22 protein-coding genes (1 of these 22 running past the window's edge) are annotated in these 21747 nt (G+C 74.4%); 13 read left to right on the plus strand and 9 right to left on the minus strand.

What is annotated here, in order from left to right; translation table 11 throughout:
* Window positions 1-181: 181 nt before the first annotated feature.
* Window positions 182-2617: an HWE histidine kinase domain-containing protein gene (locus M446_RS17355; RefSeq protein WP_265576372.1), complete on the plus strand. Its 2436-nt coding sequence runs from the start codon at window positions 182-184 to the stop codon at window positions 2615-2617.
* A gap of 46 nt (window positions 2618-2663) precedes the next feature.
* Here M446_RS17355 and M446_RS17360 read toward each other — a convergent pair whose 3' ends face one another.
* Window positions 2664-2858 carry a hypothetical protein gene (locus tag M446_RS17360; protein ID WP_012333407.1) on the minus strand — a complete coding sequence of 65 codons (195 nt, stop codon included), beginning with the start codon at window positions 2856-2858 and terminating at the stop codon, window positions 2664-2666.
* 208 nt (window positions 2859-3066) lie between these two features.
* On the opposite strand from M446_RS17360, the gene M446_RS17365 reads away from it, so the two are divergent.
* From M446_RS17365 to M446_RS17405, 9 genes are all read left to right on the plus strand, one after another.
* A complete protein-coding gene (locus M446_RS17365) occupies window positions 3067-3597 on the plus strand; it encodes a YsnF/AvaK domain-containing protein (protein ID WP_012333408.1) in 531 nt (176 codons plus the stop codon).
* A gap of 3 nt (window positions 3598-3600) precedes the next feature.
* Complete coding sequence (locus M446_RS17370) at window positions 3601-4518, plus strand: YsnF/AvaK domain-containing protein (protein ID WP_012333409.1); 918 nt, start codon at window positions 3601-3603, stop codon at window positions 4516-4518.
* A 178-nt stretch (window positions 4519-4696) separates the two neighbouring features.
* Window positions 4697-4993, plus strand: a complete 297-nt coding sequence (locus M446_RS17375; protein ID WP_012333410.1) for a hypothetical protein — start codon at window positions 4697-4699, stop codon at window positions 4991-4993.
* 188 nt (window positions 4994-5181) lie between these two features.
* Window positions 5182-6030: a transporter substrate-binding domain-containing protein gene (locus tag M446_RS17380; RefSeq protein WP_012333411.1), complete on the plus strand. Its 849-nt coding sequence runs from the start codon at window positions 5182-5184 to the stop codon at window positions 6028-6030.
* Between the two features lie 22 nt (window positions 6031-6052).
* Window positions 6053-6715 (plus strand): amino acid ABC transporter permease, encoded by a 663-nt coding sequence (locus tag M446_RS17385; protein WP_012333412.1) that lies wholly within the window; start codon window positions 6053-6055, stop codon window positions 6713-6715.
* Window positions 6712-7503 (plus strand): amino acid ABC transporter ATP-binding protein, encoded by a 792-nt coding sequence (locus M446_RS17390; RefSeq protein WP_012333413.1) that lies wholly within the window; start codon window positions 6712-6714, stop codon window positions 7501-7503. Before M446_RS17385 ends, M446_RS17390 begins: the two co-directional genes overlap by 4 nt.
* The gene (locus tag M446_RS17395; RefSeq protein WP_012333414.1) at window positions 7500-8249 is read left to right on the plus strand and encodes an SDR family NAD(P)-dependent oxidoreductase; all 750 of its coding nucleotides are present in this window, start codon (window positions 7500-7502) and stop codon (window positions 8247-8249) included. Before M446_RS17390 ends, M446_RS17395 begins: the two co-directional genes overlap by 4 nt.
* A 20-nt stretch (window positions 8250-8269) precedes the next feature.
* On the plus strand, window positions 8270-9373 hold the full coding sequence (locus M446_RS17400; protein ID WP_415926918.1) for an enolase C-terminal domain-like protein: 1104 nt from the start codon (window positions 8270-8272) through the stop codon (window positions 9371-9373).
* A gap of 7 nt (window positions 9374-9380) precedes the next feature.
* Entirely contained in the window at window positions 9381-10652 is a 1272-nt protein-coding gene (locus M446_RS17405; protein WP_012333416.1) for an NAD(P)/FAD-dependent oxidoreductase, read from the plus strand.
* Window positions 10653-10961: 309 nt separating this feature from the next.
* Here M446_RS17405 and M446_RS17410 read toward each other — a convergent pair whose 3' ends face one another.
* The 8 genes from M446_RS17410 to M446_RS17445 form a co-directional block, all read right to left on the minus strand.
* Window positions 10962-12212, minus strand: a complete 1251-nt coding sequence (locus tag M446_RS17410) for a flavin-dependent oxidoreductase (RefSeq protein WP_012333417.1) — start codon at window positions 12210-12212, stop codon at window positions 10962-10964.
* A 4-nt stretch (window positions 12213-12216) separates the two neighbouring features.
* Window positions 12217-12675: a cupin domain-containing protein gene (locus tag M446_RS17415; protein ID WP_012333418.1), complete on the minus strand. Its 459-nt coding sequence runs from the start codon at window positions 12673-12675 to the stop codon at window positions 12217-12219.
* A 141-nt stretch (window positions 12676-12816) separates the two neighbouring features.
* Window positions 12817-13518, minus strand: coding sequence for an ABC transporter ATP-binding protein (locus tag M446_RS17420; RefSeq protein ID WP_012333419.1), 702 nt, complete (start codon window positions 13516-13518; stop codon window positions 12817-12819).
* The gene (locus tag M446_RS17425) at window positions 13518-14267 is read right to left on the minus strand and encodes an ABC transporter ATP-binding protein (RefSeq protein WP_012333420.1); all 750 of its coding nucleotides are present in this window, start codon (window positions 14265-14267) and stop codon (window positions 13518-13520) included. The genes M446_RS17420 and M446_RS17425 overlap by 1 nt, the downstream gene beginning before the upstream one ends.
* The gene (locus M446_RS17430) at window positions 14264-15268 is read right to left on the minus strand and encodes a branched-chain amino acid ABC transporter permease (RefSeq protein WP_012333421.1); all 1005 of its coding nucleotides are present in this window, start codon (window positions 15266-15268) and stop codon (window positions 14264-14266) included. Before M446_RS17430 ends, M446_RS17425 begins: the two co-directional genes overlap by 4 nt.
* Window positions 15265-16185, minus strand: coding sequence for a branched-chain amino acid ABC transporter permease (locus M446_RS17435; protein WP_012333422.1), 921 nt, complete (start codon window positions 16183-16185; stop codon window positions 15265-15267). The genes M446_RS17430 and M446_RS17435 overlap by 4 nt, the downstream gene beginning before the upstream one ends.
* Before the next feature lie 7 nt (window positions 16186-16192).
* The gene (locus M446_RS17440; RefSeq protein ID WP_012333423.1) at window positions 16193-17383 is read right to left on the minus strand and encodes an ABC transporter substrate-binding protein; all 1191 of its coding nucleotides are present in this window, start codon (window positions 17381-17383) and stop codon (window positions 16193-16195) included.
* A 154-nt stretch (window positions 17384-17537) separates the two neighbouring features.
* Entirely contained in the window at window positions 17538-18428 is an 891-nt protein-coding gene (locus M446_RS17445) for a methyltransferase domain-containing protein (RefSeq protein WP_012333424.1), read from the minus strand.
* 183 nt (window positions 18429-18611) lie between these two features.
* Here M446_RS17445 and M446_RS17450 point away from each other — a divergent pair, with 183 nt between their 5' ends.
* The 3 genes in view from M446_RS17450 to M446_RS17460 are tightly spaced (at most 56 nt apart) and all read left to right on the plus strand, a layout consistent with a single transcriptional unit that may run on beyond the window.
* Window positions 18612-20390, plus strand: coding sequence for a c-type cytochrome (locus M446_RS17450; protein ID WP_012333425.1), 1779 nt, complete (start codon window positions 18612-18614; stop codon window positions 20388-20390).
* 43 nt (window positions 20391-20433) lie between these two features.
* Window positions 20434-21453: a zinc-dependent alcohol dehydrogenase family protein gene (locus M446_RS17455; protein WP_012333426.1), complete on the plus strand. Its 1020-nt coding sequence runs from the start codon at window positions 20434-20436 to the stop codon at window positions 21451-21453.
* Between the two features lie 56 nt (window positions 21454-21509).
* Window positions 21510-21747, plus strand: partial view of a phosphoribosylaminoimidazolesuccinocarboxamide synthase gene (locus M446_RS17460; protein WP_012333427.1) — the start only. Its footprint extends 740 nt past the window's final position; 238 of the gene's 978 nt are visible here — the first part of the coding sequence; its start codon is at window positions 21510-21512; its stop codon lies beyond the right edge, outside the window.

Here is a 21747-nt window from a genome sequence, read left to right on the forward strand (position 1 = left end):
TGCGGGGCGGGAGGCCGAGATCGTCTCGGATGCGACTTATCGTCGGTCGGCGCGGCTCGACGGCGGCGCTCGGTTGACAGCAATCCCGCTCTGGCGTCGAACTGCCGGCCACGCTGCGGCCGGCGGGAGGCTCCGGATGCGCGATGGTCCTCGGCGTGAGCGCGGAAATGGGTGTGCATCCTTGCGTCATGAGCGCGAGAGCGCCGGGAGCGGCACGTGGCCGTACGGCGGCGGCGAGATGGGCGGGTGCATCCGCGCCCACGCCTGGGACGCGACGCCGCTCGGGCCGCTGGCGGGCTGGCCGCGGGACCTGCGCACCACCCTTCAGCTGGTGCTCGCCATGCGCCAGCCGGCGGGCCTCTGCTGGGGGAAGGAGGCGGCGCTGCTCTACAACGACGCCTACCGGGCGATCCTCGGCGACAAGCATCCGGGCGCGCTCGGGGCGCCGCTGGTGCGGGTCTGGCCGGAACTCGCCGATTTCCTGCGCCCGGCGGTCGAGGCGACGCTCGCCGGGACGTCCCAGCTCTGGGACGACACCCCCTTCGACCTCTGGAGCCGCGGCGACGGCCCGCGGACCGGATGGTTCACGGCGAGCTGGACCCCCGTCCGGCTGGAGAGCGGTGAGGTCGGCGGCTTCCTGATGGTGGCGGTCGAGACGACGGCCCGCCGGTTGGCCGAGCGCGCCCTGCGCAGGAGCGAGGAGCGCCAGGCCTTCCTGCTGACGCTGAGCGACGCGCTGCGCGACCTCGACGACCCGGTCGCGGTGCAGCAGGCGGCCCAGCGGGCCCTCGGGGAGCACCTGGGCGCCGACCGGGTGGCCTACGCGGAGGATGTGGGCGACGGCGCGCATGTCGACCTGAAGCAGGACTGGACCCGGGGGGGGCCCAGCATCGCCGGGCGCTACCGCTACGCCGATTACGGGCGCGAGCTGATGGAGGCGCTGCGGGCGGGGCGCCCCTGCGTGCGCCCCGACATCCAGGCCGATCCGCTGATGACGCCGGCCGAGAAGGCCGCGCATGCCACGCTGGGGGTCGGCGCGACGCTCTGCGTGCCCCTGGTCAAGCAGGGCCGGCTCGTGGCGATCCTCACGGTGCACTATGCCGGCCCGCACGATTTCCGGCCCGACGAGGTCGCGATCACCGAGGAGACGGCGGAGCGCACCTGGGCGGCGGTGGAGCGGGCCCGTGCCGAGGCGGCCCTGCGCGGCAGCGAGGAGCGCTTCCGGCACTTCGCCAACGCGTCCTCCGACATCCTCTGGATCCGGTCGGCCGACACGCTCGCGCTGGAATTCCTGAGTCCCGCCTTCGAGCCGATCTACGGCCTGCCGCGCGAGGCGGTGGCGGGCGACCCGCGCCGCTGGGGCGCCCTGATCGTGCCGGACGACCGCGAGGCGGCGCTGCGGCGGCTCGACGAGGTGCGGCAGGGCCGTTCGGTGACGCACGAGTTCCGGATCCGCCGGCCGGCGGACGGCGCCTTCCGCTGGATCCGCAGCACCGACTTCCCGCTCTTCGGCCCGGAGGAGCGAGTGCAGCGCCTCGCCGGCATCGCCAGCGACGTCACCGAGGCGAAGCAATCGGCCGAGCACCAGGCGGTGCTCCTGGCCGAGCTGCAGCACCGGGTGCGCAACATCATGGCGATGATCCGCTCGGTCACGGCGCGCACGGCGGACACCGCGATGCACGTGCGCGACTACGCGGAGCTCCTGTCGGGGCGGCTGATGGCCCTCGCCCGGACCCAGGCGCTGCTGACCCGGGCGGCGAATCTGGGCGTGGAGGTCGACGCGCTCGTGCGGGCCGAACTCGAGGCCCAGGCCCAGGACCCGGGGCAGTACGACCTCTCCGGCCCGCCCGTGACGCTCGCCCCCAAAGCCGCCGAGGTGCTGTCGCTGGCCGTCCACGAACTCGCGACGAACGCCCTGAAGCACGGGGCCCTGGCGGGGTCCCGGGGGCGGGTCGTCGCGCGCTGGCGCCTGACCCGTCCCGACGGACGGCCCTGGCTGCGGCTCACCTGGTCCGAGACCCGCCCGCCCGAGCCCGACTGGGCGCCGCCCGCCCACCGCGGCTTCGGCACCAGCCTGATCGAGCAGCGGGTCCCCTACGAACTCGGCGGCCGCGGACGCCTCGCGGTCACCCGCGAGGGCGCCGAGGCCAGCATCGAGTTCCCCTTGGGGCCGGCGCCCAGTATCCTCGAAACCGACGCGCCGGTCCGCACGGGCGTCAGCGGAGGTGCCCTCGACATGATCGGTGAGCCCAGCCTCGTCGGGCAGCGCGTCCTGGTGGCGGAGGACGATTTCTTCCTCGCCAGCGACGCGGAAGCCGCCCTGCAGGCCGCCGGTGCCGTGGTGGTGGGACCCTTCCCGCGCGAGGAGGCCGCCCTCGCGGCCCTGCGCGCGGGCGGCGTGACCGCCGCCGTGGTGGACATCAACCTGGGCGCCGGCCCCTCCTTCGAGACGGCCCGCGCGCTCTTCCAGGCCGGCACGCCGTTCATCTTCCTCACCGGCTACGACCAAGCCGTCATCCCGGCCGAGTTCGGGGACGTCGTGCGGCTCCAGAAACCGATCGAGCCGCGGCACATCGTGCGGGCGATCGCGCGGCTCGTCGAGGGCCGCCGCGGCTGACGGCCCCGCGTGGCGCGAAGCCCGAAGGTGGGCGCGGCGGCTCCGGTCAGAGGGTGCCGGGCCGCGCGATCTCGATGTCGCGCGGGTCGGGCACGTAGGCGCACCAGCCGCAGCGCCCGGTCGGCTCGGCCTGGGGCGAGTTCTTCTGGGAGCAGAGCGGGCAGACCTTCAGGAGGATGCGTCCCTGGATGCGGGAGGCGTGGCCGCGCCCCTTGAAGGTGATGGTCTTGGCTTCTGACACGATGGACGGAGGGGATTTGCGCCGGGAGGAGTGCCGGGAACGCTCCCGTCCGATCGGAGTTCGGCCCCCGCGCGCAGCTGACGGTTAAATGGCGGCGGATCCGGCGGCGCCGTCCCGGCGCGAGAGCTTGGCCGATGTGAAAGAAATTAACATTCCTTGGAACAGCTCCGCCCCGCCCTGGGTTCTCCCGCCGAGCAGGTGGCGGACGATGAAACCAAGCTCTGACCCGATCAGCATTGCTGAAGGAAACGATCAGGCGAGCTCTGATCGTCATGCGGAACGGCATTCCGAGACGTCTGTGAGGTCGACTGCAGCGGTAGAGCTGTCGGAGTCCTCCCAGACTATCCCGATTGCGGAAGAAACCGCCCGGATCGACAAGCGCGTGGTCGAGACGGGGCGGGTGCGGGTGCGGACCCACGTCGCGCTGAGCGAGCAGGTGCTGCGCGAGACCCTGCGCAGCGACGCCGTCGGGGTGAGCCGCGTCCCGATCGACCGCGTCATCGCCGAGGGCGAGCCGGCCCCTCAGGTTCGCACCGAGGCGGGGGTGACCATCATCCCCGTCCTGGAAGAGGTCCTCGTGGTCGAGAAGCGCCTCATCCTCAAGGAGGAGGTGCATATCCGCCAGACGACCCGGGGGGAGGACGTGGAGCTCCCCGTCACCCTGCGCCGCCAGCACGCGACCATCGAGCGTCTCCGGCCCGATGGCACCCCCAACCCCGATTCCCCCACGGAGGAGTAGAGTATGTCGCAGACCATCACGGCCCTCTTCGACAGCCGCCGCGAGGCCGAGGCCGCCATCGAGCGCGTCGTCGCGCTCGGCGTGCCCCGCACGAGCATCCGCCTCTCCCCGGAGACGCAGAGCAGCACCACGGCGACGGGCACGTCCTACGACCATCGCCGGGACGAGGGCGGCTTCTGGGCGTCCCTGAAGGACATCTTCATGCCCGACGAGGACCGCTACGCCTACGCCGAGGGCATGAGCCGGGGCGGCACCATGGTGATCGTCACGGCCGAGCCGGGCGATGCCAGCCGGATCGCGGACGTGCTCGAGGGCGCGGGCGCGGTGCACATGGACGAGCGCGAGGCGGCGTGGCGCCGCGAGGGCTGGACCGGCTACCCCGCCGCCGCCTCGGGCACGACCGCGACGGCGCGGGGCGCCACCGCGTCGGGCACCGCGACCGCCCGCACCACCGCGGCGACCGGCGCCGCGACCGCGCGCGGCGGCACGGCGACCGGCGCGACCGTGGGCCGCGACGAGACGATCCCGGTGGCCGAGGAGCGGCTGCGGGTCGGCAAGCGGGTGGCCGAGGCCGGCCGCGTGCGGGTGCGTTCCTACGTGGTCGAGACGCCCGTGCAGGAGCAGGTGGGCCTGCGCGAGGAGCGCGTCCATCTCGAGCGCCGGCCGGTGGACCGGGCGCCGACCCAGGCCGACGAGCGGCTGTTCGCCGAGCGGACGATCGAGGCCGCCGAGCGGGCCGAGGAGGCGGTGGTCTCGAAGGACGTCCGCGTGAAGGAGGAGATCGGGCTGCGCAAGGACGTCGAGCAGCGCACCGAGACCGTCTCCGACAAGGTCCGTCGGACCGAGGTCGAGATCGAGGACGAGCGCGGCAAGGTCACCCGCACCGGCACGACGGACACCCCCACCACGCCGCGGCGCTGACCGGCCCGTTCGCGATCCCGCTTCCCGCCCGGGCCGCGCCACGGCGCGGCCCGGGTGTGGCCGCGCCACAACGGTGCCGCCCGCGCGCGCGCCGACGCCTCGTCCGCTCTGGGCGAGGCGTTTCGCTGCCGTTAACCAGCGTGACAGCACGATGACACGGGCGGCGGGATGAACGGGGATGCGCCACATCCAGGTTGAGGACGGATTGCGCCTGCGCTTTCCGGGGCGGGACGCGAGCTTCCAGGAAGGCGTGGAGATCGGGCTGCTGGTCGCGCAGCTCGCGCAGCAGGGCGGCCGCAGCTTCACGCGCCTGCTCTCGAGCGCCAGCCTCGATCAGGCGCGCAGCGTGGCGCGCGGCTTCGGCTGCGCGATCGAGGTCGTCGCGGAGCAGGACGGGGTGAGCGAGGTGGTGGTCTCCTCCGGGCGGCGCCGGCCCGTCCTGACCGTGGTGCCGGGCGGCCTGCGGACGGCGTAGGAGCCCGCGCGACGGGTTCGGGCGCGAGCGCCGGATCGGACAAGACGCCACCGCTCGGATATCCTCCGCATCGACGCGCGGGAGCGTCCACGGCCATCCGGTCCGCGCGGTCGTCGGCGCCGGCCTCACGGCGAGCTTGACCATTCCCCTGCGTCGCCGGACAACCGAGCCGGGACAGGAGACAGGTCATGATCTCACGCCGGGATATCGCCTCCCTGGTCGGCATGGGCGCCCTCGCCGGGGGAGCGGCGGCCGTGGCCGCGCCAGCCGCCGCCCAGCCGACGGCCGGAGAGACCACCTTCGAGCGCGTCCGCCGCACCCGGAAGCTGCGCATCGGCGCGGTGAACGGCGGCGCCCCCTACTATTACAGGGACCTCGCCAGCGGCCAGTGGAAGGGCTTCTACATCGACATCTGCAAGGCCCTGGCCGACGAGCTCGAATGCGAGCTCGACGTCACCGAGACCACCTGGGGCAACTCCGTCCTCGACCTGCAGGCCGGCAAGACCGACGTGTTCTTCGGCCTGAACCCGACGCCGAAGCGCGCCCTGGTCGTGGACTTCTCGGTCCCGGTCTTCGCCAACGCCTTCACGTTCATCACCCGGAAGGGCTTCGAGAGGAAGACCTGGGCGGAGATGAACGATCCGGCCGTGCGCATCGCGGTCGATGCCGGCTCGTCGCACGACGCGGTGGTGACGCGGCTCGCCCCGAAGGCCCAGATCACCCGGCTCAAGGGGGCGGACGACGCCACCGCCGCCCTCCAGGCCGGGCGGGTCGACGCCCAGTGCCTCGTCTTCATCCTCTCCCTCACCGTCCTCAAGAAGAACCCCGCCCTCGGCCAGTTCACGCTGCCGACGCCGATCTTCTCGACCACCTCGAACGCCGGCTTCCGGCGCGAGGCCGACAAGACGTGGCGCGACTACGTCAGCACCTGGATCGAGTTCAACAAGGGCATGGGCTTCATCCGCTCGGCGATCATCGGCAACCTCGAATCCGCCGGGGTGACCGAGGCCGATTTCCCGCCGGGCGTGTCGATCTGAGCGGCCGGCCCGGGGGCGCGGCATGTACGTGTGGGATTTCGGCGTCCTCTGGGGCTACCGCTGGCTGCTCCTCAACGGGCTCGCCGTGACGGTGGCCTTCACGGCCGGCATCGTCGCCCTCGGTCTCGCCGTCGGCCTCGTCGGCGGGCTCGCCAGCCTGTCGCGCCTCGCTCTCGTGCGCGGCCTCGTCCTCGGCTTCGTGGAGATCTTTCGCTGCACCCCGGTCCTGGTGCAGCTGATCTGGTTCTACTACGCCCTGCCGATCCTCACGGGCCTCGAGATGTCGCCGGTCACGGCCTCGCTCCTCGCCCTGTCCTGCTACGGCGGCTCGTTCTACGCCGAGATCATCCGGGCCGGCATCGTCTCGATCGATGCCGGCCAGGGCGAGGCCGGCGCCGCCCTCGGCATGACCCCGGGCCAGACCATGCGCCGGATCATCCTGCCGCAGGCCTTCCGGCGCATGGTCCCGCCGCTGATGAACCAGTCGATCATCCAGCTCAAGAACACCTCGCTCGTTTCGGTGCTGGCGGTGCCCGACCTCGTCTACCAGGCGCAGGTGGCGGCCCATGACAGCTACCGGCCGCTCGAAACCTACACGGCGGTGGCGGTGGCCTATTTCGTGATCCTGTTCCCGCTGACCGTCCTGGTGCGGATCGGCGAGCGCCGGCTCGGAGCGGGCGCGTGACCGCCGCGCCCAAGATCGAGATCGCCGGGCTGCGCAAGAGCTTCGGAGCCGTTCCGGTGCTGAGGGGGGTCGACCTCGCAGTCCCGGCCGGCGGGGTCGTCGCCCTGATCGGCCCCTCCGGCTCGGGCAAGTCGACGCTCCTGCGCTGCATCAACCTCCTGGTGGTGCCGGATGGCGGGACGATCCGGGTCGGCGAGACGCGCTTCGCCTTCGGGCCCGGCGCGACCCTGCCGGGCGCGAGGCCGCTGGCGGCGTTCCGCGCCCGCACCGGCATGGTCTTCCAGCACTTCAACCTGTTCCCGCACCGGACCGTGCTCGGCAACGTGACCGAGGCGCTCGTCACGGTCCGGCGCCTGCCGAAGCCGGAGGCGGAGGCGCGGGCGATGGCGCAGCTGCGCAAGGTCGGGCTCGCCGAGCGGGCCGCGCAGCATCCGGCCACGCTGTCGGGCGGCCAGAAGCAGCGCGTCGCCATCGCCCGGGCGCTCGCCATGGAGCCCGAGGTGATGCTGTTCGACGAGGCCACCTCCGCCCTCGATCCCGAACGCGTCGGCGAGGTGCTGGGCGTGATCCGGGACCTCGCCGCGGAGGGTATGACGATGGTGCTGGTCACGCACGAGATCGCCTTCGCGCGGGAGGTGGCCGACCGCGTGGTCTTCCTGCGCGACGGCGTCGTGGTCGAGGAGGGCCCCGCCCGCGAGGTCATCGACGCGCCGCGGGATCCCGCCACGCTGAGCTTCCTCGGCCATTTCCACCGAGGGCGCCTGCCCTTCCCGGGGGCGGGCGCGTGACGCCGGCGGTGACCCGCGCCACCCTCGTCACCGGGGCCGCGAGCGGCATCGGCCGGGCGACGGCCCTGCGCCTCGCCGCTCCCGGCGCCGGGCTGCTCCTCGCGACCCGGGCGAATGCGGAGGGGCTCGCCGCCGTCGCGGCGGCGGCCCGCGCCGCGGGGGCGGCCGTCGCGACGCGGATCGCCGACGACGCCGCGCCGGAGACCGCCGCATCCCTCGCCCGGGCGGCGGCGGACGCGTTCGGGCGCCTCGACGCCCTGGTCGCGGTGGCCGGGAGCGCCCGGCGCGGGCGGGTCCTCGACCTTCCGCCCGCCCTGCCCGGGCGCGACGAGGCGGACGCCTTCCTGCGGCTCGTGGCGGCCTGCCGGCCGCTCCTCGCCGCCGCCGCCGCGCCGCGGGCCGTCGCCGTCTCCTCCTTCGTGGCCCACGCGATCCGCCCCGGGCTCACGCCCTTCGCGGCGACGGCGCTCGGCCGGGCGGCGCTGGAGACCGCGGTGCGCCTGCTCGCCCTCGAACTCGCCCCGGAGGGGATCTGCGTGAACGCGGTCGCGCCCGGGCTGATCGCCAAGGACGACCCGGCCGCCGGCAAGCTCGGGGCGGAGGCGAGGGCGCGGACCATCGCGGCCGTGCCGCTCGGGCGCGTCGGGCGGCCCGACGAGGTCGCGGCCGTGCTCGCCTTCCTGGCCTCGGAGGCCGCCTCCTACGTCACCGGGCAGGTCTGGCACGTCGATGGAGGCTTGGCGTGAGCGCGCCCGTGATCGACCGCATGCGGCTGTTCCCGATCGAGAGCCCGATCCGCATGGCCCGGCTGCAGGGCGTCGGGACCGTCGAGGGCGCGGTCACGCGCGTCCTCCTCGACCTCACCGCCAGCGACGGCGTGGTCGGCTGGGGTGAGGCGGCGCCCTGGGCGGTCTTCACCGGCACGCCCGAGGCCGCCTTCGCGGCCCTCGACCGCTACCTGCGCCCGCTGGTGCTCGGCGCGCCCGTGCGGCGCATCCGGGCCCTCGGCGCGGCGATGGACCGGGCCCTGGTCGGCCATGCCGAGGCCAAGCTCGCGGTCGAGACGGCCCTGTTCGACATCCTCGGCCGCCAATCCGGGCTCTCGGTGGCGGACCTGCTCGGGGGCCGCGTCCGCGACACGATCCCGCTCTCCTTCTCCATCGCCGATCCCGACTTCGCCGCCGATCTCGACCGGATGCGGGCCATGGTCCCGGCCGGCGCCCGCATCGTCAAGGTCAAGACCGGCATGCGGGAGCACCGCCGGGAGATGGCGCGGCTGGAGGCGATCCGGGCCGAGTTCGGCGCCGCCCTCGACCTGCGCGTCGACGACAACCAGGCCCTCGCGCCCTTCGGGGCGATCCGGCTGCTGCGCGACGTCGAGACGCTGGCGCCGACCTTCATCGAGCAGCCGGTCGCCCGCGGCCACCTCGCCGCGATGACCTCCCTGGCGGCCGCCCTCGACACCCCGATCCTGGCCGACGAGAGCTGCTTCGACGCGAGCGACCTCGCGCAGATCGTGCGGCTCGGCGCGGCGGACGCGATCTCGGTCAAGCTGATGAAGACCGGCGGCCTGCTCAAGGCGCAGGGGCTGATGGCGCTCGCCGACGCGGCAGGCCTGCCCGGCTACGGCGGCACGCTGTGGGAGGGCGGCGTCGCGCTCGCGGCCGGGACCCAGTTCATCGCCGCGACCCCGGGCGTCTCGCTCGGATGCGAGTTCTACATGCCCCACCACGTCCTCATCGAGGACGTGCTGGAGACGCGGGTGGAGAATCGCGGCGGCGAGGTCGTCGTGCCGGACGGCCCGGGCCTCGGCATCACCGTGTCGGAGCACGCGGTGCGGGCGAATGCCCGCGTGCGCGCGCAGGCCTGAGCGCGCGATGTCCCTCCACGTCGCCGTCATCGGCGCCGGCATCGTGGGTGCGGCGACCGCCCTCGACCTCGTGCGCGCCGGCTGCCGGGTCACGCTGATCGAGCCGGGCGAGCCCGGCGGCGCGCAGGCGGCGAGCTACGGCAACGGCGCCTGGATCAGCCCCGGCTCGATCGTGCCGATGGCGCTGCCGGGGACCTGGCGCAGGGTGCCGGGCTACCTCCTCGACCCGGCCGGCCCGCTGACGATCCGCTGGGCCGACCTGCCCCGTCTCGCGCCCTGGCTGGCGCGCTTCCTCCTCGCCGGGCGGAGCGTGGCGGCGGTGGAGCGGACGGCGCGGGCCCTGGCGCCGCTCCTGGCGGACGCGCCCTCCCGCCACGCGGCCCTGGCCGCCGGGATCGGCCGGCCCGACCTGATCCGGCGCGAGGGGCTGCTCTACGCCTATCCGGACCGCGCCGCCTTCGCGGCGGAGGCCCTGGCCTGGCGGCTGCGCCGCGACAACGGCCTGTCCTGGGTCGAACTCGGCCCCGAGGACCTGTCCCGGCGCGTGCCCTGCCTGTCCGGGCGCTACGGCTTCGGCGTCCTGATCGAGGAGGGCGCCCACTGCGTCGATCCGGGCGGCTACGTCGCGGCCCTGGTCGCCGAGGCGGTCGCGCGGGGCGCCGTCCTCGCCCGGATCGCGGCGCGGGATTTCCGCGTCGCGGCGGGCCGCCTGCGGGCCGTGATGACCGAGGCGGGCGAGATCCCCTGCGATCGGGCGGTGATCGCCGCGGGGATCGGGGCGGGGCGCCTCGCGCGCCTCGCCGGCGACCGGGTGCCGCTCGCGAGCGAGCGCGGCTACCACGTGGTGGTGCCCGCGCCGCGCGCGGCCCCGCGCATCCCGATCATGCCGAGCGACGGCCGGATGGCGAACACCTTGACGACGCAGGGCCTGCGCCTCGCCGGACAGGTGGAGCTCGCCCGCGTCGAGGCGGCGCCGGACTGGCGCCGGGCCGCGATCCTGCTGCGCCACGCGAACGCCGCCTATCCGGACCTGCGCGCCACGCCGGAGGAGAGCGCGCGCTGGATGGGGCATCGCCCCTCCACTCCCGACGGCCTGCCGGTGATCGGCCCCGCCTCTTCCACGCCCGACATCGTGCACGCCTTCGGGCACGGCCATGTCGGGCTGGCCGCCGGGCCGATCACCGGCCGGGCCGCCGGCGCCCTCGCCCGCGGCGCGGCGCCCCCGCTCGACATCGGTCCCTACGCGGCGCGGCGCTTCCGCCGCTGGCCGGGGGCCTGATCCGGGATCCGCTCGATCGAAGCGGGTCCCGGATCCGGCGCCCGCGCGGCGCCTGAGCGCGGCGCTTGAGCGACGCCGACACCCGCATGGCGAACCAATCAAACGGATGGCGTATGAGGCGCGGGCGGCGAGCCGGCCGGTTTGCGTCCTCGCGCTCCCCGCCTGCCGGGCCCGTCTCCGGCCCGCGCGATTGAGCCAGCGGGGCGGGGGAGATCCGGGGCAGCGGGGCGCGTCCCTCCGGCGAGTGCGAGGATGAGCGGCGCGCCGTCCCGTGGGCGGGCCGTCGCCACCCAGGATCGGGCCGCCGTCCTACTCCGCCGCCACCCGCAGGGCGGGCGCGGCGGCGAAGCCGGCCTTGCCCGCATAGCCGCTGACGATCGCCTGACGCTCGGCGTGGCTCATCACCGCGTCGATCGCCGAGAAGCCCGCCGGGGCGCGCTTCTCCACCTCGTCGATCACCCGCTCGGGGCCGCCCTTGCGGTTGAGGAGCACGATCTCGGCCGTCTTCGGCCGGCGCTCGGCCTCGTAGGCCAGGAGCGCCTGGGCCGGGTGCTCGGCCCGGGCGAGCGCGTCGGCGAGCGCCCGCGCGTCCAGGATGGCCTGCGAGGCGCCGTTCGAGCCGACCGGGTACATCGGATGGGCCGCGTCCCCGAGCAGGGTGACTCGCCCGTGCGTCCAGCGCGGCAGCGGGTCGCGGTCGCACATCGGGTACTCGAAGGCCTGGGGCGTGGCCTCGACCAGCCCGGAAAAATCGAAATCCGGGAGCGTGAAGCGGCGCGCGAAGGGCAGCACCGTCGCGCGCTGGGCCGGGCGCGACCAGCTCTCCTTCGGGGGCGGCGAGACGCGCCCGTCCGCCACCTTGGCGAGCACGACCCAGTTCATCAGCTGGCGCCCGTCCTCGGCCTCGGCGATCGGGTAGAGCACGCACTTGCCGCCCATGCCGCCGCCGATCGCCATGGTGCGCCCGTCGCCCCAGGGGGCCCAGGGCGCGGCGCCCCGCCACATCAGCACGCCGTTCCAGCAGGGCGGCCCCTCGTCCGGGTAGAAGCGGCGGCGGGCGACCGAGTGGATCCCGTCCGCCGCGATCAGCACGTCGGCCCGCACCGTGCGCCCGGCCCCGCCCCGCACCGCGTCGGTGAAATGCGCCGTGACCCCGCCCTCGTCCTCCAGGAAGCCGGACAGCGCGAGGCCAGTGCGCACGGCCTCCCCGCCCAGGCGCTCCCGCACGGCCGCGTCCAGCACGCCCTGGAGGCGCCCGCGATGGATCGAGAATTGCGGCACCGGATGGCCCGCATGGGTGCCGCGCAGCTCGCGCCAGACCTCCTGGCCCTGGCGGTTGTAGTAGCGCAATTCCCGGGTGCGGATCGCCACCCGGTCGAGGGCGGCGAGCAGGCCGAGATCGGCGAGTTCGCGGATCGCGTGCGGCAGGGTGTTGATGCCGACCCCGACCTCGCGCACCTGCGCGGCCTGCTCGTAGATCTCGGCCCGGATGCCGCGCCGGTGCAGCATCAGGGCGGTGGCGAACCCGCCGATCCCGGCGCCGACGATGACGACGCGCATGGCCTCACTCCGCCTCGGGCGGGGGCAGGAAATCGACCTCGTGCTGGGCGGAGATCGCCGCGAGGTCGGCCGGGGCGGCGTTCGGCCCGAGATTGTGCAGGGCCCAGAACAGGTCGTAGAGGCGGCGCGACGGCGCGACCCAGAATAGGCACTTCACGTCCGCGTCGCCGCGGTTGAACAGGCCGTGCGGGACGCCGCGAGGCAGGCGGATCGTGTCGCCGGGCTCGGCGAGGCCGGGCTCGCCGTTCAGCTCCAGGCTGAGCCGGCCCTGCAGCATGTAGACGAACTCGTCCTGGGTCGGGTGGATGTGCGGCGGCACGAAGGTGCCGGGGGGCAGCGTCGCGTGCCAGCCGAAGGAGGCCTCCGAGAGCTGCTTGGGCACGTAGGTCTGGCCGAGGATGTTCCAGCGGATTCCCTCGATGCCCTCGCCGGCCCGGGTCACGCCTGCGGTCATGGCCGTCATGATTCGTCCTCCCTGTCCGTCCGCCGGTCCCGCCGCGCGCCCGGACGCCGCGGCCCCCGGATCGCGGGGCCGCCGCAACCCCACCGCGACCGGGTGGCCGCCGTCAAGCGGTCGCGGCGGGCTGATCACATGTCCGGCGGCTCACACGTGCAGGAAGCGGTCCTTCACCTCGGGGCTGCGCGCCAGCGCCGCGCTGGTGCCGGTCCAGGCGACGCGGCCCTTCTCGATCACCACGTGGCGGTCGGCGAGGCGGGTGAGCGCCTCGACGTTCTTGTCGATCACCAGGATCGCCGCGCCCTCGTCCCGGATCGCCCGCAGGCAGGCCCAGATCTCCTCGCGGATCAGGGGCGCCAGCCCCTCGGTCGCCTCGTCGAGCACCACGAGGCGCGGATTCGTCATCAGGGCGCGGCCGATCGCCAGCATCTGCTGCTCGCCCCCCGAGAGATCGTTGCCGCCGTGGTGCCGCCGCTCCTTCAGGCGCGGAAACAGCCGGTAGACCGTCGCCAGCGTCCACGGGGCGGGGCCCCGCGCCGGCCTGCGGTGGGTGGCGACGAGGTTCTCCTCCACCGAGAGGGTCGGGAAGACCTGCCGGCCCTCCGGGACCAGCCCGAGGCCGCGCCGGGCGATGAGGTGGGACGGGCGCCCGGCCATGTCCTCGCCGTCGATCAGCACCCGGCCCGCCCGCGGCGTCAGCAGCCCGAAGAGCGAGCGGACGATCGTGGTCTTGCCCATGCCGTTGCGGCCGAGCAGTGTCACGGCCTCGCCGGGCCCGACCGCGAGGTCGATGCCGAACAGCACGCGGGATTCGCCGTAGGCGCTCTCCAGCCCCTCGACGCGCAGCATCAGGCCGCCTCCTCGCCCAGATAGGCCGCGCGCACGACCGGGTCGGCCCGCACCGCCGCGGGGGCGCCGCTCGCCACCACGCGGCCGTCGACCAGCACGCTGATCCGGTCGGCGAGGGCGAAGACCGCCTCCATGTCGTGCTCGATCAGCACGATCGTGTGCGTCGCGCGCAGGTCGCGCAGGAGCCGCACCAGGGCGGCGGATTCCTCCGCGCCGGTGCCGGCGAGCGGCTCGTCGAGGAGGAGGAGGCGCGCCCCGGTGGCGAGCGCCACCGCGATCTCGAGCTGGCGCTTCTCGCCGTGCGACAGGCTCCCGGCCCGCCGCGCGGCCCGGTCGGCGAGGCCGACCCGGGCGAGGGCCGCCGCCGCCTCCTGGTTGAGCGCCGCCTCGCGGCCCGCCGCGCCGAAGAAGCGGAAGCTCGACCCGGCCCGCGCCTGCACGGCGAGGGCGGCGTTCTCCAGCACCGTGAAGCCGTCGAGCAGCGAGGTGATCTGGAACGAGCGCGCGAGGCCGCGGCGCACGCGGCCGACCATCGGGAGGCGCGTGACGTCCTCCCCGGCGAAGAGCACCGTGCCGCCGTCGCTGCGCAGGCGCCCGGAGAGCTGGTGGATCAGGGTCGTCTTGCCGGCGCCGTTCGGCCCGATGATGGCGTGGATCTCGCCCGCCGCCACGTCGAGGCTGACGTCGTCGGTGACGCGCAGCGCCCCGTAGGACTTGCGCAGGTGGCGGACGCGCAGGAGCGGGCTCACGGCCGGCCTCCGCGGCCGGGAACGAGGCCCGCGAGGCCTCCGCGGCCGAGGAGCACGCTCGCGACCAGGATCAGGCCGAGGCCGAGCCGCCAATGCTCGGAATGCCGCGCCAGCACCTCCTCCAGCGCGATCAGCGCCGCCGCCCCGACCACCGGCCCGACCAGGGTGCCCCGGCCGCCGAGCACCACCATGACGATGAGTTCGCCCGAGCGCTGCCAGCTCATGTAGGCGGGCGAGACGAACTCGGCCTGGTTGGCGAGCAGCACGCCGGCGAGGCCCGCCAGCGCCCCCGCCAGGCCGTAGGCGGTGAGCCGGTAGGGGAAGGCCGGGAAGCCGATCGCCTCCATGCGGGTCGGGTTGTCGCGCGTGCCGCGCAGCACCCGGCCGAAGCGCGAGCCCGCCACCCGCCGCAGGCCGAGGAGGGCGCCGGCCATGACCGCGAGGGCGGCGTAGAACAGGGCCTCGTCCCCGTCGAGGAGCGGGCGGCCGAACAGGGTCGAGCGCCGCGACAGGGCCATCCCGTCGTCCCCGCCATAGGCCGCGAGCGAGACCGCCAGGAAATACGCCATCTGCCCGAAGGCGAGCGTGATCATGATGAAGTAGACGCCGCGCGTGCGCAGCGCGATCGCCCCGGTGACGAGGGCGAAGAGCCCGCAGGACGCGACCGCGGCCGGCACCTGGAGGGCGAGGTCGCGCAGGCCGTGCGCGTCGAGGATGCCGAGCGCGGTGGCGCCGATGCCCAGGAAGGCCGCGTGCCCGAACGAGACGAGGCCGCCCAGGCCGAGCACGAGGTCGAGGGAGAGGGCGGCGAGCCCGAAGATCAGCATGCGGGTCGCCGTCGCGGTCAGGAAGGGCAGGCCGAGCGCCTGCGCGGCGGGCGGGACGAGCGCGAAGGCGGCGAGCAGGGCGAGCGCCGCGAGGCCGGACCGCGACGGGCGAAGCCGCCCGCCCCCGCCGGTCCGCGCGGCGAGCCGCGCGCCGAGTGAGGGGGCGCCGCTCATCGGCCGCGCGCCGGGAACAGGCCGGCCGGGCGGAAGGCCAGCACGCCCGCCATCAGGATGTAGGTCAGCATCGGGGCCAGCGTCCGCCCGGTCTGGGCCGCCGCCGAGGCCTCCATCAGGCTGCGCAGCAGGATCGGCCCGAAGCTGCGCCCGAGCTGGTCGGCGAGGCCGACGATCAGGCTCGCCACGAAGGCGCCCCGCACCGAGCCGACCCCGCCGATCACGATGACCACGAAGGTCAGGATCAGCACGGAATCCCCCATGCCGGGATCGACCGAGAGGATCGGCGCCACCATGGCGCCGGCGAAGCCGGCCAGCACGGCGCCGAGCCCGAAGACGAGCCGGAACAGGCGCCGGACGTCGACCCCGAGGGCCGCCACGATCGGCCCGTGCGTGGCCCCGGCGCGCAGCTGCATGCCGAGCCGCGTGCGGTGGACCAGGAGGTGCAGGAGGAGGGCGGCGGCGAGCCCCGCCGCGATGATCGCCACCCGGTAGAGCGGGTAGCGCAGCGTGCCGGTGAGCGGCACCGCGCCCGACAGGGCCTCGGGCAGGGCCACGCTCATCGGGGCGTTGCCCCACAGGATCCGCACCCCCTCGTTGAGGATGAGGATCAGCCCGAAGGTGGCGAGCACCTGGTCGAGGTGGTCGCGCTCGTAGAGGTGGCGGATCACCAGCGCCTCCACGAGGAGGCCGAAGGCCAGGGAGGCGGGCAGGGCGAGGAGGAGGCCGAGCCCGAAACTGCCCGTGAGGCCGGCCAGCGTCGCGGCGAGGTAGGCGCCCACCATGTAGAGCGCCCCGTGCGCGAGGTTGATCAGGTCCATCACGCCGAAGACCAGCGTCAGCCCCGCCGCCACGAGGAACAGCAGGATGCCGAGCTGCACGCCGTTCAGCGCCTGGATCAGGAACAGGTTCAGCATCGCCCCGTCACATCTTGCACTCGGCGGCGTAGGCGTCGCGGTAGTCCGAGAAGATCTTCTCGACGATTTGGGTCTCGTACTTGCCGTCGGGGCGCTTGGCGGCGCGGACGAGGTAGAAGTCCTGGATTGGGAAGTGGTTGTTGCCGATCCGGAATCGGCCGCGCAGCGACGGGAACTCGGCCGCCTTGAGGCCGGCGCGCAGCGCGTCCCTGTCCTTCAGGTTGCCCTTGGCGGCCCTGACGGCGCTGTCGATCATCTGGGCGGCGTCGTAGGCCTGCATGGCGTAGGTGCCGGGCACGCGGCCATACGCCTTCTCGTAGGCGGCCACGAAGGCCTTGGATTGCGGGTTGTCGAGGTCGGGCGCCCAGTTGGCGCCGCCGTAGAAGCCGACCGCGGCGTCCTTCTGGGCCGGCAGCGTGCTCTCGTCGACCGTGAAGGCGGAGAGGAACGGGATCTGGGCGAGGCCCGCCTGCCGGTACTGCCGCACGAGATTGACGCCCATGCCGCCCGGCATGAAGGCGAAGACCGCGTCCGGGCTGGCGGCCGCGATCTGCGCCAGCTCGCCCGAGAAGTCGAGCTGGCCCAGCGGGGTGAACATCTCGCTCACCACCTCGCCCTTGTAGGAGCGCTTGAAGCCGGCCAGCGAATCCTTGCCGGCCTGGTAGTTCGGGGCGAGGAGGACGAGGCGCTTGTAGCCCTTGTCCTGCGCGACCTTGCCCAGGACCTCGTGGACTTGGTCGTTCTGGTAGGAGGAGACGAACAGGTTCGGGTTGCACTCGGACCCGGCGTAGTTCGAGGTGCCGGCATTGGGGCTGATCAGGAAGGCGCCCGATTCGGTGACCGGCCGCACGATCGCCCGCAGCACGTTCGAGAAGGTCGGGCCGACCACGAAATCGACCCGGTCGCGCCGCGCGAAGTCCCGCGCCCGGTTGGCGGCGACGTCGGGCTTGAGCTCGTCGTCGACCACCAGCACCTCGGTGTCGAGGCCGCCGAGCTTCCGGCCCATGGTCTCGAGCGCGAGCAGGAACCCGTCGCGCCCCTGCTCGCCGAGCACCGCCGAGGGGCCGCTCAGGGTGAACATCAGGCCGACGCGCAGCTTGCCGTCCTCGCCCGGCTCGGCGCGGGCCGGCGCCGTGAGGAGGGCGGCGAGGAGACAGGCCCCGAGACCCTGGATCGCGACCCTGCCGATCGGCTTCATGTGCGTGTGTCCCCCATGCGTGAGCGCGGCCGCACTCTCCGGCGTGGCGGTCCGGAAGTCGAGTCGGTGCGGGCGCGTTCGCGCGCAGGACGAGGGGCGCGGCGGCCGAGCGGCCCATGCCCCCGGGCGAACCATGCCCCCGGGCGGTCCGCCCCTACGCGTGCGAATAGTGCAGGTCGTAGATCTCCGCCACCTCGGCGTCCCAGGACACGGCGGGCGGCGCGACCTTGCGCACGAGGCAGCTCGAACTCAGGAAGGCCGGCTGCCGGTCGATGCCGGCGATCGGCCCGGCGCCGGAGAAGCTCGGCACCGTGAAGCCTTCGAGCCCCATCTCGGTCTCGACCACCTCGAAGCCGGTGTGCCGGTTGAACAGGCCGCGCCACGCATTGTCGGAGAAGCGCCAGAAGTCCCACGGCGCCTCGTGCAGCGGCCAGGCCTGGTGCGAGCCGATATAGGCGAGGCCGCCGTCGGTCAGCACGCGGTTGAGTTCGAGGGCGGCCTTCCAGGGCATCAGCAGGTGCTCGAAGACCGAGACCGAGAACGCGAAGTCGAAGCGCCGGTCGAGGACGCGCGACAGGTGGTGGGCGTCGCCGACCACGTCGACGTTGGGCCCGGCCAGGATGTCCATGCCCGTATAGGCGACGCTCGCCGGGAAGAGAGTGCGGTAGACGTGGCCGCTGCGCGCCCGGGCGCCGATCTCCAGGAGCGAGCCGCCCCGCTCGGCGACCAGGTCGACGAATTTCGGGAGCAGCCGGCCGCGGTTGCGGTCCGCGTAGGCGGTCAGCGGGACGACGTCGCGGAAGCCGAACCGGATCGCGACCCGCTCCGGATCCGGCTCCGGCAGGGTGGTCACGGCGGCGAGCCGGAAGCCCCAGCGGGCGGCCCGCTTGCCGAAGGCGGCGACGACGTCGGGGCGCTCGATCGCCTGGAAGGCGCTGGCGAGCGGCCGGCCGTCGTACAGGATCCGCGGCCGGCGCCCGGTCGTCCAGCCGGACGCGATGACGATGCCGCGGGCGATCGTGAACGTGTCGAGGGCTCTGCCCATGGGGGATGCTCGCCTTTCAGGGCCGGTGCCGGCTCGTCCGGACGCGGCCCGCTTGCCGGCGCTCCCCGCCGCCGTCAAGCGAGGGCGGCCGGCTCCCTCCCGGCGCGGCGCGCCCTAGATCCTGGCCGACCCGGGGTCGCGCCCCTCGCGGAGCCCCGCTCGCCCAGCCCAGGAGGCCGCGCCATGCGCGCCCGCTTCGCCGCGCTCGAGACGCGCCGCCCCGCTTCCCGCCCGCTCCGGGCCGCCGCCTCCCTCGGCCTCGCGCTCGCCGCGGCCGTCCCGGCGCTCGCGGCCGAGGGCGCCTGCCCGGGACCCAATGCCGGGCTCTCCCTGCCGCCGGGCTTCTGCGCCACGGTCTTCGCGGACGATCTCGGCCATGTCCGCCAGATGGCGGTGGCGCCCGACGGCACGCTCTACGCCAATACTTGGAGCGGGTCCTACTACAAGACCGCCGCGCCCCCGGGCGGCTTCCTGCTCGCCCTGCGGGACCGCACCGGGACCGGGAAGGCCGACGCGGTCGAGCGCTTCGGCGAGAGCGCGGCCGAGGGCGGGCACGGCGGCACCGGCCTCGCCCTGTTCGAGGGCGCCGTCTACGCGGAGAGCAACGACCGCATCCTGCGCTACCCGCTCGCGCCGGGGGACCTCGCGCCGACGGCGAAGGCCGAATTGGTCGTCTCCGGCCTGCCGCTCGGCGGCGACCACCCGATGCACCCCTTCGCGATCACGCCGCAGGGCGACCTCCTCGTCGATCTCGGCTCGGCCACCAATGCCTGCGAGGTGAGGAACCGCATGCCGGGCTCGCGCGGCCACGCCCCCTGCACCGAGAAGGAGACGCGGGCCGGGATCTGGCGCTACGACGCGCGCCGGACCGGCCAGACCTTCTCGCCCGCCGAGCGCTACGCCACGGGCCTGCGCAACGCCGAGGGCTTCGCCCTCGACGCCGAGGGCCGCGTCCTCGTCACCCAGCACGGCCGCGACCAGCTGCACGAGAACTGGCCGGCGCTCTACACCGCCCGGCAGGGATTCGAGCTGCCGGCCGAGGAGGTGGTCGAGCTCAAGGCCGGCGCCGATTACGGCTGGCCCGAATGCTACTACGATGCCGAGCAGAGGAAGCTCGTCCTCGCTCCCGAATACGGCGGCGACGGCGGCAGGAAGGTCGGGCTCTGCGCCGACCGCCAGGGGCCGGTCGCGGCCTTCCCGGCCCATTGGGCGCCCAACGACATGAAGATCTACCTCGCGGCGGGGCCGAAGGCCTTCCCGTCCGCCTATCGGGGCGGTGCGCTCATCGCCTTCCACGGCTCCTGGAACCGCGCCCCCGGGCCGCAGGGCGGCTACAACGTGGTGTTCCAGCCCCTCAGGGACGGCAGGGCCGCCGGGCCGTTCGCGGTCTTCGCGGACGGGTTCGCGGGCGCGGTCAAGGAGCCGGGCCGGGCGCAGTTCCGGCCGACCGGCCTCGCGGTCGCCCCGGACGGGGCGCTGTACATCTCCGACGACGTCCGCGGCCGGATCTGGCGCGTCACCTACCAGGGCGGCAATCCGCAGGCGGCGATCGCCGCCGCCCCGGAGGCCAGGCCGGCCGCCAGGGGCTCGCGGGCGGAGCTTCCCCCCGAGGGCATCCACCCGGATGCGGGGCGCGAGGCCGCCTCCCTGCCGGTGCCCGAGGGGGCGACGCGCGAGGAGGTGGCGCGCGGGGCGCGGATCTTCGTGGGGGAGATCGGTGGGGCGACCTGCGGCGGCTGCCACGGCTCGGACGCCAAGGGCTCGCCGATCGGACCCGACCTCACCGACCATGAGTGGGTGTGGAGCGACGGCAGCCTCGCGGGCATCACCCGCACGATCGCGAGCGGCGTGCCCGAGCCCAGGAAGCACGGCGGCGCGATGCCGCCGATGGGCGGGGTCGCGCTCTCGGAGCAGGACCTCAGGGCCGTCGCGGCCTATGTCTGGGCGGTGGGGCACCGCTGAGCCCCGCCGCCTGCCCGCAGAGCCCGTGAGACGGAGACCCGCCATGCGCGCCATCAGGATCGGAGCCCGAGGAGGCCTCGACGCGCTCGAAGCCGTCGACCTGCCGGAGCCCGGCGAGCCCGGACCCGGCCAGATCCGGGTGCGGCTGCGGGCGAGTTCGCTCAATTACCACGATTACGGCGTGGCCCGGGCGACCGATGGCCGCTTCGCCGGCCGCATCCCGCTCTCGGACGGCGCCGGCGAGGTCGAGGCGGTGGGCGAGGGCGTCGCCGAATTCGCGCCCGGGGACGCGGTCGTGTCCTGCTTCTTCCCGCTCTGGCAGGACGGCCCGGCGGAGGTCGGGGACTTCTCCACCGTGCCGGGCGACGGCGTCGACGGCTACGCCCGCGAGGCTTTGGTGCGGCCCGCGACCTGGTTCACGCGCGCGCCTGCCGGCTACAGCCACGCCGAGGCCGCGACGCTGACCACCGCGGGGCTCACCGCGTGGCGGGCGCTCGTGGTCGATGGCGGGCTCAAGGCCGGGGACAGCGTGCTGGTGCTCGGCACCGGCGGCGTCTCGATCTTCGCGCTCCAGATCGCCAAGGCGATGGGCGCCACCGTGATCGCCACCTCCTCGTCGGACGAGAAGCTCGCCCGGGCGCGGGCGCTCGGGGCCGACCACCTCGTCAATTACCGCGCCGAGCCGCACTGGGGCGAGGCGGTCCGGCGCCTCACGGGCGGGCGCGGCGTCGACCACGTCGTCGAGGTCGGCGGGCCGGGCACGCTGCCGCAATCGATCGCGGCCGTGCGCGTGGGCGGCCACATCTCGCTGATCGGCGTGCTCACCGGGCGCGGCGGCGAGGTGCCGACCGCGGCGCTGATGGCCAAGCAGGCCCGGCTGCAGGGGCTGATCGTCGGCAGCCGGCGCCACCAGCAGGATTTCGTGCGCGCCCTCGACGCGACGGGCCTGCGGCCGGTGATCGACCGCAGCTTCCCCCTGGAGGCGCTGGCGGAGGCGTTCCGGCACGAGGAATCCGGTGCGCATCTCGGCAAGATCTGCATCGCCATCGGGGCGCCGGTTTGACAGCGGCGCCCCCGCGGGCGCACGCCGCTCCCCCGAGACCCGACCCCGGAGCCGCCATGAGAGCCGAAGACCTCGCCCCCTATGCCGGTCAGGCGCTCGCCGAGGCCGTGCTCCCGGACCTGCCGAACTACGTGCGCGGCAAGGTGCGGGACAATTACGACCTGCCCGACGGGCGGCGCATCCTGATCAGCAGCGACCGGATCAGCGCCTTCGATCGCATCCTGGCGGCGATCCCCCTCAAGGGGCAGGTTCTGACCCAGACGGCGCGCTTCTGGTTCGAGGCGACCCGCGACC

Origin of the sequence: Methylobacterium sp. 4-46 (genome assembly GCF_000019365.1) — a bacterium.
Classification (GTDB): domain Bacteria; phylum Pseudomonadota; class Alphaproteobacteria; order Rhizobiales; family Beijerinckiaceae; genus Methylobacterium.

Bases quoted from the DNA above. Each gene is read 5' to 3' on its own strand.
- M446_RS17365 (WP_012333408.1), top strand. From the start codon at position 3,067: ATGAAACCAAGCTCTGACCCGATCAGCATTGCTGAAGGAAACGATCAG.
- M446_RS17370 (WP_012333409.1), top strand. From the start codon at position 3,601: ATGTCGCAGACCATCACGGCCCTCTTCGACAGCCGCCGCGAGGCCGAG.
- M446_RS17375 (WP_012333410.1), top strand. From the start codon at position 4,697: ATGCGCCACATCCAGGTTGAGGACGGATTGCGCCTGCGCTTTCCGGGG.
- M446_RS17380 (WP_012333411.1), top strand. From the start codon at position 5,182: ATGATCTCACGCCGGGATATCGCCTCCCTGGTCGGCATGGGCGCCCTC.
- M446_RS17385 (WP_012333412.1), top strand. From the start codon at position 6,053: ATGTACGTGTGGGATTTCGGCGTCCTCTGGGGCTACCGCTGGCTGCTC.
- M446_RS17400 (WP_415926918.1), top strand. From the start codon at position 8,270: ATGCGGCTGTTCCCGATCGAGAGCCCGATCCGCATGGCCCGGCTGCAG.
- M446_RS17405 (WP_012333416.1), top strand. From the start codon at position 9,381: ATGTCCCTCCACGTCGCCGTCATCGGCGCCGGCATCGTGGGTGCGGCG.
- M446_RS17410 (WP_012333417.1), bottom strand. From the start codon at position 12,212: ATGCGCGTCGTCATCGTCGGCGCCGGGATCGGCGGGTTCGCCACCGCC.
- M446_RS17415 (WP_012333418.1), bottom strand. From the start codon at position 12,675: ATGACGGCCATGACCGCAGGCGTGACCCGGGCCGGCGAGGGCATCGAG.
- M446_RS17420 (WP_012333419.1), bottom strand. From the start codon at position 13,518: ATGCTGCGCGTCGAGGGGCTGGAGAGCGCCTACGGCGAATCCCGCGTG.
- M446_RS17430 (WP_012333421.1), bottom strand. From the start codon at position 15,268: ATGAGCGGCGCCCCCTCACTCGGCGCGCGGCTCGCCGCGCGGACCGGC.
- M446_RS17435 (WP_012333422.1), bottom strand. From the start codon at position 16,185: ATGCTGAACCTGTTCCTGATCCAGGCGCTGAACGGCGTGCAGCTCGGC.
- M446_RS17440 (WP_012333423.1), bottom strand. From the start codon at position 17,383: ATGAAGCCGATCGGCAGGGTCGCGATCCAGGGTCTCGGGGCCTGTCTC.
- M446_RS17445 (WP_012333424.1), bottom strand. From the start codon at position 18,428: ATGGGCAGAGCCCTCGACACGTTCACGATCGCCCGCGGCATCGTCATC.
- M446_RS17450 (WP_012333425.1), top strand. From the start codon at position 18,612: ATGCGCGCCCGCTTCGCCGCGCTCGAGACGCGCCGCCCCGCTTCCCGC.
- M446_RS17455 (WP_012333426.1), top strand. From the start codon at position 20,434: ATGCGCGCCATCAGGATCGGAGCCCGAGGAGGCCTCGACGCGCTCGAA.